The sequence below is a fragment of the Clostridium sp. X genome (genome assembly GCF_055755365.1).
The window spans coordinates 735,202-747,855 of the sequence record NZ_CM146912.1 but is presented as its reverse complement, the minus strand read 5'-3'; the positions used below and the strand labels follow the sequence as shown (position 1 = coordinate 747,855).

10 protein-coding genes, 1 tRNA gene and 1 other annotated feature are annotated in these 12,654 nt (G+C 34.5%); all 11 genes read left to right on the top strand.

Features of this window, described 5'->3' with window-relative positions; translation table 11 throughout:
• Positions 1–98: 98 nt before the first annotated feature.
• Positions 99–174, top strand: a tRNA-Thr gene (locus ACX0KU_RS03755).
• 100 nt (positions 175–274) lie between these two features.
• On the top strand, positions 275–1,456 hold the full coding sequence (tuf, locus tag ACX0KU_RS03750) for an elongation factor Tu (RefSeq protein WP_472991558.1): 1,182 nt from the start codon (positions 275–277) through the stop codon (positions 1,454–1,456).
• Between the two features lie 237 nt (positions 1,457–1,693).
• Positions 1,694–1,843 (top strand): 50S ribosomal protein L33, encoded by a 150-nt coding sequence (gene rpmG / locus ACX0KU_RS03745; RefSeq protein WP_472991571.1) that lies wholly within the window; start codon positions 1,694–1,696, stop codon positions 1,841–1,843.
• 38 nt (positions 1,844–1,881) lie between these two features.
• The gene (gene secE / locus ACX0KU_RS03740) at positions 1,882–2,100 is read left to right on the top strand and encodes a preprotein translocase subunit SecE (RefSeq protein ID WP_472991570.1); all 219 of its coding nucleotides are present in this window, start codon (positions 1,882–1,884) and stop codon (positions 2,098–2,100) included.
• Positions 2,101–2,146: 46 nt separating this feature from the next.
• The gene (nusG, locus tag ACX0KU_RS03735) at positions 2,147–2,668 is read left to right on the top strand and encodes a transcription termination/antitermination protein NusG (RefSeq protein WP_472991569.1); all 522 of its coding nucleotides are present in this window, start codon (positions 2,147–2,149) and stop codon (positions 2,666–2,668) included.
• A gap of 74 nt (positions 2,669–2,742) precedes the next feature.
• On the top strand, positions 2,743–3,168 hold the full coding sequence (rplK, locus tag ACX0KU_RS03730; protein WP_472991568.1) for a 50S ribosomal protein L11: 426 nt from the start codon (positions 2,743–2,745) through the stop codon (positions 3,166–3,168).
• 57 nt (positions 3,169–3,225) lie between these two features.
• On the top strand, positions 3,226–3,924 hold the full coding sequence (gene rplA, locus ACX0KU_RS03725; protein ID WP_472991567.1) for a 50S ribosomal protein L1: 699 nt from the start codon (positions 3,226–3,228) through the stop codon (positions 3,922–3,924).
• A gap of 46 nt (positions 3,925–3,970) precedes the next feature.
• Positions 3,971–4,110: a sequence feature (ribosomal protein L10 leader region), on the top strand.
• 14 nt (positions 4,111–4,124) lie between these two features.
• Positions 4,125–4,634, top strand: a complete 510-nt coding sequence (gene rplJ, locus ACX0KU_RS03720; protein ID WP_472991566.1) for a 50S ribosomal protein L10 — start codon at positions 4,125–4,127, stop codon at positions 4,632–4,634.
• 57 nt (positions 4,635–4,691) lie between these two features.
• The gene (gene rplL / locus ACX0KU_RS03715) at positions 4,692–5,051 is read left to right on the top strand and encodes a 50S ribosomal protein L7/L12 (protein ID WP_472991565.1); all 360 of its coding nucleotides are present in this window, start codon (positions 4,692–4,694) and stop codon (positions 5,049–5,051) included.
• 257 nt (positions 5,052–5,308) lie between these two features.
• Positions 5,309–9,043, top strand: coding sequence for a DNA-directed RNA polymerase subunit beta (rpoB, locus tag ACX0KU_RS03710; RefSeq protein WP_472991564.1), 3,735 nt, complete (start codon positions 5,309–5,311; stop codon positions 9,041–9,043).
• 20 nt (positions 9,044–9,063) lie between these two features.
• Positions 9,064–12,600, top strand: a complete 3,537-nt coding sequence (gene rpoC / locus ACX0KU_RS03705; RefSeq protein WP_472991563.1) for a DNA-directed RNA polymerase subunit beta' — start codon at positions 9,064–9,066, stop codon at positions 12,598–12,600.
• Positions 12,601–12,654: the final 54 nt, after the last annotated feature.

Below are 12,654 nucleotides of genomic sequence, written 5' to 3'. Positions count from 1 at the left end.
GAAAAAGTGAAACTAGTAAAATAGATAATTGGTGTAGGGGCTTTTAGATTGAGTTATTAATGTTGATAACTTAAGAGTTTGACTAACACTTTGGAGATGCCCATGTAGCTCAGTAGGTAGAGCGTCACCTTGGTAAGGTGGAGGTCGCCGGTTCAATCCCGGTCGTGGGCTCCATGAATTTTTAATAAATGACAACACACCAGGACAAGTTTACGAAATTAATTAAATTAATTTACTTATTAATTAGGACTAATAATGTTAGGAGGAAAAAGAAATGGCAAGACAAAAGTTTGAAAGAACAAAACCACATGTAAACATAGGAACAATTGGTCACGTAGACCATGGTAAGACAACAACAACAGCAGCAATCACAATGACACTTGCAAAATCAGGTGGAGCAAAGGTGCAAAAATATGAAGATATAGATAAAGCACCAGAAGAAAAAGAAAGAGGAATCACAATCAACACAGCACACGTTGAGTATGAAACAGCAAACAGACATTATGCACACGTTGATTGTCCAGGACATGCTGACTATGTAAAGAACATGATTACAGGAGCAGCACAAATGGATGGAGCTATCTTAGTTGTATCAGCAGCAGATGGTCCAATGCCACAAACAAGAGAACATATACTACTAGCATCAAGAGTTGGAGTTAACCACATAGTAGTATTCTTAAACAAAGCAGACCAAGTAGACGATCCAGAACTATTAGAATTAGTAGAAATGGAAGTAAGAGACTTATTAAGCGAATATGGATTTGACGGAGACGGATGTCCAGTAGTAGTAGGATCATCATTAAAAGCAATCGAAGATGGCGATGATCAATGTATACTAGACTTAATGGCAGCAGTAGATGAATATATTCCAACACCAGAAAGAGCGATTGACCAACCATTCTTAATGCCAGTAGAAGATGTATTCACAATCACAGGAAGAGGAACAGTTGCAACAGGAAGAGTTGAAAGAGGAATTCTTCATACAGGAGACGAAGTACAAATCGTTGGAATGAAAGAAGAAGTTTCAAAAACAACATGTACAGGAATAGAAATGTTCAGAAAATTACTAGATGAAGCAATGGCAGGAGATAACATCGGAGCATTATTAAGAGGTGTTCAAAGAGATGATATCGAAAGAGGTCAAGTATTAGCTAAACCTAATACAGTAAACCCACACAAAAAATTCATAGGTCAAGTATACGTATTAAAGAAAGAAGAAGGCGGAAGACATACACCATTCTTCCACGGATATAGACCACAATTTTACTTTAGAACAACAGACGTAACAGGTTCAATCGCATTACCAGAAGGAATAGAAATGGTTATGCCAGGAGACCACATCGACATGACTGTTGAATTAATAACAACAATAGCTATGGAGCCAAACCTAAGATTCGCTATCAGAGAAGGCGGAAGAACAGTTGGTTCAGGAGTTGTTACTACAATATTAGAATAGTTAAAACAAATAGGGCTAGGTTTTAAAACTTAGTCCTTTTAAAAGAAAAATCATTAAAATATATAGTATATTATATATGAAGTTAAAAAATTACTATATCACATAAAAAACTTGACATATACAGCAACTTGTGATAGATTTGTTAAGTAACACGCAAAAAAATATTAAGCGCTTAACATTAACTTAAATAAATGTAGCAATGCCTGTGTGTGTACGCAGAATTAGGAGGTGTAGATTGTGAGAGTAAAAGTAACTTTAGCTTGCACAGAATGTAAACAAAGAAATTACAATACTATGAAAAATAAGAAAAACAATCCTGAAAGATTGGAAATGCAAAAGTATTGCAGATTCTGCCGCAACCACACACTTCATAAAGAAACAAAATAGTTGCTCGTATTCACTAAATTAATAGGGATGTGAATAGAATGGCTTTGAATGAAAAAAAACCTGTAGAATCATCAAGAAATATAGGCAGGTTCCTAAAAGAAATGAAGGCAGAAATTAAAAGAATAACTTGGCCACCAAGAGATCAAATAAAGAAATCTACCATAATAGTTTTGCTTTTTTGTTGTATTTATGCGGCAATGACAGGCTTGATGGATTATGGATTCGCTAGTCTTTATAGATTAATTTTCACTAAATAATGAAAAAAAGGGAGGTAGGAATGAGGTAGATCCTCATCCTAAAGTTATGGCAGAAAAAGCTCGATGGTATGTAGCTCATACCTATTCTGGTTATGAAAATAAAGTTAAAGTGAATTTAGAAAAAACAATTGAAAATAGAGGCTTACAAGAACTAATTCACGATATAAAAGTCCCTATGGAAGAAGTTGTGGAAATTAAAGATGGTAAGAAGAAGATAACTCAGAAAAAGGTATTTCCGGGTTATGTGCTTGTAAAAATGATTATGTCAGATGAATCATGGTACATAGTAAGAAATACAAGAGGAGTTACAGGTTTTGTAGGCCCGGGTTCCAAACCAGTTGCCCTTACTGACGAAGAAGTAGCAAATATGGGTATATCAGAACAAACTATAAATGTAGATGTTTCAGTAGGCGAAAGTGTTCAAGTGGTTTCAGGACCATTGAAAAACTTTGTTGCATTAATACAAGAAATAAATACTGAAAAACAAAAAATAAAAGGGCTAGTTAATATGTTTGGCAGGGAAACTCCTGTTGAACTTAATTTTAATCAAATAGAAAAACTAGATTAATCTACTATAAGACTAAGTCTTATAAAGTGGGAGAGTGCTAAACTCGCATTACCACATATGAGGAGGTGTAAACTATGGCAAAAAAGGTAGTAGGGATGATAAAACTTCAACTTCCAGCAGGAAAGGCAACTCCGGCGCCACCAGTTGGACCAGCGCTTGGACAACATGGAGTTAACATCATGGCTTTCTGTAAAGAATATAATGCTAAAACATCAGATCAAGCAGGAATGACTATTCCAGTTATAATTTCAGTATATCAAGATAGATCTTTTAGTTTTATTCTTAAGACTCCACCAGCAGCAGTATTAATTAAAAAAGCAGCTGGATTAGAGAGTGGTTCAGGAGAACCAAATAAGAAAAAAGTAGGAAAAATCAATCAAGAACAATTAAGAAAAATAGCTGAAACTAAAATGCCTGACTTAAATGCAGCATCAATAGAAGCAGCTATGAGTATGATGGCAGGAACTGCTAGAAGTATGGGAATAATTGTTGAAGAATAATATGCGTTTAAATTAGTGGGAGGTACAGAACCGCTAAAACCACGAGGAGGTAAGAGTATGGCAAAGCAAGGTAAAAATTATTTAGAGAGTGCTAAGCTTATAGATAGAAATGCTTTATATACACCATCTGAAGCTATAGACCTTACTTTAAAAACTGCAAAAGCTAAATTCGATGAAACTATCGAGTTACATGTAAGACTTGGTGTAGATCCAAGACATGCAGACCAACAAGTTAGAGGAGCAGTAGTTCTTCCACACGGAACTGGTAAAACAGTTAGAGTCTTAGTTATTGCAAAAGGTGATAAAATTAAGGAAGCTGAAGCAGCAGGTGCAGATTATGTTGGAGCAGAAGAATACATCGATAAAATTCAAAAAGAAAACTGGTTTGAATTTGATGTAGTTGTTGCTACACCAGATATGATGGGATTAGTAGGAAGATTAGGTAGAGTACTTGGACCTAAAGGTTTAATGCCAAACCCTAAATCAGGAACTGTTACATTTGATGTTGCTAGAGCAATAGCAGACATCAAAGCTGGTAAGGTTGAATATAGAGTAGATAAGACTGCTATAGTTCACGTTCCAATAGGAAAGAAATCTTTCGGAACTGAAAAATTAGCTGATAACTTTAATGCTTTAATGGAAGCAGTAGTTAAAGCTAAACCAGCAGCTGCAAAAGGACAATATGTTAAGTCAGTATCAATATCAAGCACTATGGGACCAGGAGTTAAAATTAATCCATCAAAAGTTTTAGGTTAATCTTGACACAGGTAACTCAAACTGATATAATGTGACATGTTGTGAAAATTAATATGATAACACTCCGTAGACAGTAGGTGCGATGAGCATAACGGGAACCAACCTACCGAGGATTAAGATATTCGGTGAGTCGATATTTTTAAGCCTCTTTGCATCTGTCTGCGAAGGGGCTTTGATTTTTGTTGAAGGAGGTGGCTACTATGATAAGTAAAAATAGACAATTAAAAGAGTCTAAAGTTCAAGAAATAAGAGAAAAGCTAGAAAAAGCAGAAGCTGTTGTTCTTTCTACATACCAAGGATTAAATGTTGAAGAAGATACAGAACTTAGAAAAAAACTAAGAGAAGCTGGTGTAGAATATAAAGTTTATAAGAATACATTAGTTGCTTTAGCAGCTAAGGAACTAGGTATGGGTGGTATAGAAACATACTTAGAAGGACCAGTATCAGTAGCAATAGGATATGATGATTCAACTGCTCCAGCTAGAGTTCTTAATGAATTTGCAAAAACTCATAAGAAATTAGAACTAAAAGCTGGTATAATTCAAGGTGAAGTATTCAATCAAGCTCAAATACAAGAACTTGCAACAATACCACCGAAAGATGTACTTATTGCAAAATTACTTGGAAGCTTCAAAGCTCCATTATCAAATCTTGCATACTTATTAAATGCTATAGCAGAAAAAAGTGCTTCAGCTGAAACTGCTGAATAGTTGTAATAAATGAAGTATATAATTAACTTTTAAAAAAATATGGAGGTGCTATTAAAAATGACAAGAGAAGAAATTATTCAAGCTATAAAAGAAATGTCAGTTTTAGAATTAAATGAATTAGTTAAAGCATGTGAAGAAGAATTCGGAGTAAGTGCTGCAGCGCCAGTTGCTGCTGCAGGAGCGCCAGCTGCTGCTGCTGAAGAAAAGACTGAATTTGATGTAGTTCTTGCTAGTGCAGGATCAGAAAAAATCAAAGTTATAAAAGTAGTTAGAGAATTAACTGGTCTTGGCTTAAAAGAAGCTAAAGAAATAGTTGATGGAGCTCCAAAGACAATCAAAGAAGCTATAACTAAAGAAGCTGCAGAAGAAATTAAAACTAAACTTTCAGAGGTTGGTGCAACTGTAGAATTAAAATAGTAATTTGACTTTAGTAAAAAGGCACTTGTTACAAGTGCCTTTTTTATGTCCAGAAAAAATGGATGTTGACACATTTAACCTATTATGATAATATAATTTAATGCATGAAAGTCTAAAAAAAAGTTGTTAATAATTATAATTAGTGAATTAAATTGTAATTTTTGGTTATACTAATGTGATGAGTGTCTTTATTCTGGGATGAATTAATCCTAGATTGTTACATTTTTTGTTATTCTTAAGCAAGGGGTGAAATTTTAATGGTACATCCTATTCAAATTGGTAAAAGAACAAGAATGAGTTTCTCAAAAGTTAATGAAGTTTGTCCTATGCCTAACCTCATAGAAGTACAGCTAGATTCTTATGAATGGTTTTGGAAGGAAGGGCTAAAGGAAGTATTTGAAGATGTTAATCCTATACAAGATTATACTGGAAACCTTGTTTTGGAGTTTATTGATCATAACTTAGACAAAGGGGCCATCAAATATTCTGTAGAGGAGTGCAAAGAAAGAGATTCTACTTATGCAGCACCTTTAAAAGTTAAAGTAAGGTTGCTAAATAAAGAAACTGGAGAAGTAAAAGAACAAGAAGTATTTATGGGTGATTTTCCGTTGATGACACAACAGGGAACGTTTGTTATCAATGGTGCGGAGAGAGTTATAGTAAGTCAGTTAGTTAGATCACCAGGTGCTTACTATAATTACAATGTAGATAAGACAGGAAAAAAACTTTTTTCATCTACAGTAATTCCAAACAGAGGAGCATGGCTAGAATACGAAACTGACTCAAATGATATAATATATGTAAGAATTGATAAAACCAGAAAACTTCCTATAAGTGTTCTAGTTAGAGCCTTTGGATTAGGAAGCGATGTTGAAATAATAGATTATTTTGGAGAAGAAGAAAGACTTAAGGCTACTATAGAAAAAGATAATACTAAAACTAAGGAAGAAGCATTATTAGAAATATATAAGAGGTTAAGACCGGGTGAACCACCTACGGTTGATAGTGCGATGTCATTAATAAACTCTTTATTTTTTGATGCAAAAAGATATGATTTATCTAGAGTGGGAAGATACAAATTCAACAAAAAGCTAGCGATATATATAAGATTACTTAATCAACAAGCAGCTCAAGACGTTGTTAATCCTTTTACGGGAGAAATAATAGTACAAAAAGGTGAAATTATTGATAGAGAAAAAGCTCTAGCAATTCAAAATGCTGCAATAAATTCTGTTGATGTACAAATAGAAGATAAAGTTATAAGAGTAATAGGAAATCATTTTGTAGATATACATAAGTTCGTAGATTTTGATATATCTGATTTGAAGATTAAAGAAAATGTACATTACCCAACTCTTAAGAAAATTCTTGAAGATTATACAGATGAAGAAACTATTAAAGAGGAAATTAAAAAGAACATACATGAGTTAATTCCAAAACATATAGTGATAGATGATATATATGCTACTGTAAGTTATGAGATGGGATTAGCATACGATATTGGAAATATAGATGATATTGACCATTTAGGTAATAGAAGATTAAGATCAGTTGGTGAATTACTTCAAAATCAATTTAGAATTGGTTTATCTAGAATGGAAAGAGTAGTTAAAGAAAGAATGACCATTCAAGATCAAGAAGTTATAACCCCTCAGGCATTAATAAATATTAGGCCAGTAGCGGCAGCGATAAAAGAATTCTTTGGAAGTTCTCAGTTATCGCAATTCATGGATCAGACAAATCCGTTATCAGAACTTACTCATAAGAGAAGACTATCTGCTTTAGGCCCTGGAGGACTTTCAAGAGAGAGAGCTGGTTTTGAAGTAAGAGACGTTCATCACTCTCATTATGGAAGAATGTGTCCTATTGAGACACCAGAAGGACCTAATATAGGTCTTATTAATTCATTAGCATGTTATGCTAGAGTTAATGAATACGGATTTATTGAAACACCATATAGAGTAGTAGATAAAAGAGAAACAAGAGTAAAGGATGAAATAATTTATCTAACAGCAGATGAAGAAGATCAATATCTAGTTGCTCAGGCTAAAGAACCGTTAGATAAAGAAGGTCATTTTATAGATAATAGGGTTACAGTAAGAACACGTGAGGATGTTATAGTTGTTCCAAAAGGACAGGTAGATTTAATGGATGTATCACCTAGACAGATAGTTTCGGTTGCTACAGCTATGATACCATTCCTTGAGAACGATGATGCCAGCCGTGCGCTTATGGGATCTAATATGCAACGTCAAGCGGTTCCACTTTTAAAACCAGCAGCACCAATAGTAGGTACTGGTATAGAATATAAGGCAGCGGTTGACTCAGGAGTACTTCCGAAAGCAGAAAATGATGGTACTATAATTTATGTAAGTGCTAATGAAATAAAAATAAAAAGAGATTTAGATGGTGGAATTGATAGATATAAGCTTTTAAAATACAAGAGATCTAACCAAGGAACTTGTATAAACCAAAGACCTATAGTAGATAAGGGAGAAAAAGTTAAAGCTGGTCATGTATTAGCAGATGGACCATCAACAGATTTTGGTGAGATAGCATTAGGCCAAAATATTCGTATGGGATTCGTAACTTGGGAAGGATACAATTACGAAGATGCTATGCTTATTTCAGAACAACTTGTTCGTGATGATATATTTACTTCTATACACATTGAAGAATATGAAGCTGAGGCAAGAGATACGAAGCTTGGACCAGAAGAAATTACTAGAGATATTCCAAATGTAGGAGAAGATGCCCTTAGGAATATAGATGAAAGAGGAATAATTAGAATAGGTGCAGAGGTAAGATCAGGTGACATCCTAGTTGGAAAAGTTACTCCAAAAGGAGAAACTGAACTTACTGCAGAAGAAAGATTATTAAGAGCTATTTTTGGTGAGAAAGCAAGAGAAGTTAGGGATACATCCCTAAGAGTACCACATGGAGAAGCGGGAATAATCGTAGATGTTAAAGTGTTTACAAGAGAGAATGGTGATGAATTACCACCAGGAGTAAATGAATTGGTAAGATGTTATATAGCTCAAAAGAGAAAAATATCTGTGGGAGATAAGATGGCAGGAAGACATGGTAATAAGGGTGTTATTTCAAGAATATTACCTGAAGAAGATATGCCTTTCTTACCAGACGGAAGACCTCTTCAGATATGTTTAAATCCTCTAGGAGTTCCATCTCGTATGAATATAGGTCAGGTTCTTGAAGTGCATTTAGGATGGGCGGCAGCAGGAATGGGATGGCATATAGCTACACCAGTATTTGGTGGTGCATTAGAAAGTGAAATTGTAGATCTATTAAAAGAAGCGGGTTACAATGGTGATGGAAAGACGGTTCTATACGATGGAAGAACAGGGGAGCCATTTGACAATAGAGTTACTGTTGGATACATGTATATACTTAAACTTCATCACTTGGTTGATGATAAAATACATGCTAGATCAACAGGACCATACTCATTAGTTACTCAGCAGCCATTAGGTGGTAAAGCACAGTTTGGTGGTCAAAGATTTGGAGAGATGGAAGTTTGGGCGTTGGAAGCTTATGGAGCGGCCTATACACTTCAAGAAGTCTTAACAGTAAAATCAGATGACGTAGTAGGTAGAGTTAAAACATATGAGTCTATAGTTAAAGGTGAAAATATACCTGAGCCAGGAGTGCCGGAATCCTTCAAAGTTCTTATAAAAGAATTGCAGGCGTTATGCTTAAATGTAAAAGTTTTAAGTGGTGCTAATGAAGAAATAAAAATAAGAGAGTCTGTAGAAGAAGAAATGGAAGACCTAGGAGTAAACATAGAAGGTGCTGAAGATATACTACTGACTTCGCCTAGTGATGATATAGAAAATGTTAAAGAAGAAGATGCATTAGATGACATTGATGATATTGAAGGTTTCGATGATGAATTAAAGATAGATTATGATGAATTGCCACTAGATGAACTAGAAGATGGACTGGAACTAGAAGATTTTAATGATGAACATTAATATGGAGGGAGGATTTACCCTTGATAGAATTAAATAATTTTGAGGCGTTACAAATAGGATTAGCTTCACCAGAACAGATAAGGGAATGGTCGAGAGGGGAAGTTAAAAAACCTGAAACTATCAATTATAGAACCTTAAAGCCAGAAAAAGATGGACTATTTTGTGAGAGAATATTTGGACCTATAAAGGATTGGGAATGTCACTGCGGTAAATACAAAAGAGTTAGATATAAGGGAATAGTTTGTGATAGATGTGGAGTTGAAGTAACTAAATCCAAAGTTAGACGTGAGAGAATGGGGCATATAGAACTTGCTGCCCCAGTTTCACACATATGGTATTTTAAAGGTATACCATCAAGGATGGGATTAATTCTTGATATGTCACCAAGGTCTTTAGAAAAAATACTATATTTTGCATCATACGTTGTTTTAGACCCGAAAGAAACTCCACTATTAAGAAAACAACTTTTAAGTGAAAAAGAGTATAGAGAGAGCATCGATAAGTACGGAGATGAGGCTTTTGATGCTGGAATGGGTGCAGAAGCTATTAAAAGACTTCTTCAAGAAATAGATTTAGAAAATCTATCAATTGAATTAAAAGAAGGCCTAAAAACTAATACAGGACAAAAAAGAATCAGAACGATAAGAAGACTAGAAGTAGTTGAATCTTTCAGAAAATCAAGAAATAAACCTGAATGGATGGTAATTGATGTTATCCCTGTAATTCCACCTGATTTAAGACCTATGGTTCAGTTGGATGGAGGAAGATTTGCAACATCTGATTTAAATGATTTATATAGAAGAGTTATAAACAGAAACAACAGATTAAAAAAGCTGCTTGATTTAGGAGCACCAGACATTATAGTAAGAAATGAAAAAAGAATGCTCCAAGAAGCTGTAGATGCTTTAATTGATAATGGTAGAAGAGGAAGACCAGTTACAGGTCCGGGAAATAGACCTTTAAAATCATTATCTGATATGCTAAAAGGTAAGCAAGGAAGATTTAGACAGAACTTACTTGGTAAGCGTGTTGACTATTCAGGACGTTCGGTTATCGTTGTAGGTCCAGAGTTGAAAATGTTCCAATGCGGACTTCCTAAAGAGATGGCTCTTGAATTATTTAAACCATTTGTTATGAAGAAGTTAGTTGAAAGCGGAGCAGCACATAATATTAAGAGTTCGAAAAAGATGGTGGAGAGAGTTATGCCACAAGTATGGGATGTACTTGAAGAAGTTATATCAGAACATCCAGTGTTGTTAAACCGTGCCCCTACTCTTCATAGATTAGGAATTCAAGCTTTCCAACCAGTACTTGTAGAGGGTAGAGCAATTAAGCTTCATCCATTGGTGTGTACTGCATATAATGCGGACTTTGATGGAGACCAAATGGCAGTTCACGTACCGCTTTCTGTTGAAGCACAAGCAGAAGCAAGATTTTTAATGCTTGCAGCTAATAATATTTTAAAGCCTTCTGATGGTAAGCCTGTATGTGTACCTACGCAGGACATGGTTTTGGGAGCGTACTATTTAACTTTAGACAAAGATGGTGCTAAAGGAGAAGGTAAAATATTCTCAAGCCCAGATGAAGCGTTAATGGCATATAACTCAGGAGTAATTGAGATACATGCTAAAGTAAAAGTAAGGATTTCAAAAATCACTGATGGGAAATTAGTAAGTGGTATAATTCAAACAACACCAGGAAAGATACTATTCAATGAAGCTATACCACAAGACTTAGGTTTTGTTGATAGAACTAAACCAGAAAATGAATTTAAATTAGAAATAGATTTCCTAGTAAATAAAAACAATTTAGGAAAAGTAATAGATAAGTGCTACAATAAGTACGGTTCTACTCTAACATCTACAATGCTAGACAATGTAAAAGCAAAAGGATATCATTACTCTACTATAGGAGCGATAACTATATCAGTATCAGATATGACAGTTCCAGAAAACAAGGGTCAACTATTAGCTGATACGGATGAGTCTATAGAAAAGATAGAAAAAATGTATAGAAGAGGATTTATATCTGAAGATGAACGATATGAAAAAGTAATTGAAAGATGGACTCAAACTACAGAAGATGTTGCTAATGCACTTATGGGAAATCTTGATAAATTTAACCCTATATTCATGATGGCAGACTCTGGAGCCAGAGGTTCTAAGTCACAGATTAAGCAGCTTGCAGGTATGAGAGGACTTATGGCAAACCCATCAGGTAAAATCATAGAGTTACCAATCAGAGCATCTTTTAGAGAAGGTCTAGATGTATTAGAATACTTTATATCTACTCACGGAGCTAGAAAAGGTAATGCGGATACAGCTTTAAAAACTGCTGACTCAGGATATTTAACAAGAAGACTTGTTGATGTATGTCAAGATGTTATAGTTAGAGAAGAGGATTGTGGAGTTCAAGAAGGTTATGAAGTTTCTGAAATTAAAGAAGGAAATGAAATAATTGAGAGCTTAACTGAAAGACTTAATGGAAGATATTCAGCTGAAGAGATAAAAGATCCTTCAACTGGGGAAATTTTAGCTGTAAAAGATACTTATATGGATATTGATTTAGCTGAAAAAATTACAGCAACTGGAATTAAAAAGATTAGAATAAGATCTGCATTTACTTGTAAATCTAAATATGGAATTTGTGCAAAATGTTATGGTATGAATATGGCAACTGCAAGGAAAATTAATAATGGAGAAGCTGTTGGTATAGTAGCAGCACAATCTATAGGAGAGCCAGGTACACAGCTTACTATGAGAACGTTCCATACAGGTGGAGTTGCGGGAGCAGATATAACTCAAGGTCTTCCTAGAGTTGAAGAGTTATTTGAAGCTAGAAAACCTAAAGGATTGGCAATAGTATCTGAGATATCAGGTGTAGTAAAGATGGAAGAAACTAAAAAGAAAAGAATTGTTCATGTAATTGATGAAGAAAATGAACAAAAGAGCTACGATATACCTTTTGGATCAAGAATAAAGGTTACTAATAACCAAAGGATAGAGGCTGGAGATGAGATAACAGAAGGTTCGGTTAATCCTCATGATATCTTAATTATAAAAGGACCTAAAGAAGCTAAGAACTACTTATTGTCAGAAGTTCAAAAAGTTTATAGACTACAAGGTGTTGATATAAATGATAAGCATCTTGAAGTTGTTATAAGACAGATGACTAGAAAAATTAAAATCAGAGAATCAGGAGATACTGAGTTGTTGCCTGGAACTTTAGTAGATATGTTCGATTTTGATGAAATGAATGAAAAAGCTCGTTCTGCTGGAGGAGAAGAAGCCGTGGGTGATATTGCTTTACTTGGAATAACAAAAGCAGCACTAGCTACAGACTCTTTCTTGTCAGCGGCATCATTCCAAGAGACAACTAGAGTTCTTACTGATGCAGCAATTAAAGGTAAGATTGACCCGTTATTAGGATTAAAAGAAAATGTAATAATAGGTAAATTAATTCCTGCTGGAACAGGTATGATAAGGTATAGATCAATTAAACTAAATACAGATAAAGAAGAAATTGAAGAAGAGTTAATAAATATTAACGAAGCTTAATGCTGATTCTGTTGACATTGATAAGTTAAAATGATAAAATACATTTTGTATGTA

Bases quoted from the DNA above. Each gene is read 5' to 3' on its own strand.
- rplA (WP_472991567.1), top strand. From the start codon at position 3,226: ATGGCAAAGCAAGGTAAAAATTATTTAGAGAGTGCTAAGCTTATAGAT.
- rpoB (WP_472991564.1), top strand. From the start codon at position 5,309: ATGGTACATCCTATTCAAATTGGTAAAAGAACAAGAATGAGTTTCTCA.
- rplJ (WP_472991566.1), top strand. From the start codon at position 4,125: ATGATAAGTAAAAATAGACAATTAAAAGAGTCTAAAGTTCAAGAAATA.
- nusG (WP_472991569.1), top strand. From the start codon at position 2,147: ATGGCAGAAAAAGCTCGATGGTATGTAGCTCATACCTATTCTGGTTAT.
- secE (WP_472991570.1), top strand. From the start codon at position 1,882: ATGGCTTTGAATGAAAAAAAACCTGTAGAATCATCAAGAAATATAGGC.
- tuf (WP_472991558.1), top strand. From the start codon at position 275: ATGGCAAGACAAAAGTTTGAAAGAACAAAACCACATGTAAACATAGGA.
- rplK (WP_472991568.1), top strand. From the start codon at position 2,743: ATGGCAAAAAAGGTAGTAGGGATGATAAAACTTCAACTTCCAGCAGGA.
- rplL (WP_472991565.1), top strand. From the start codon at position 4,692: ATGACAAGAGAAGAAATTATTCAAGCTATAAAAGAAATGTCAGTTTTA.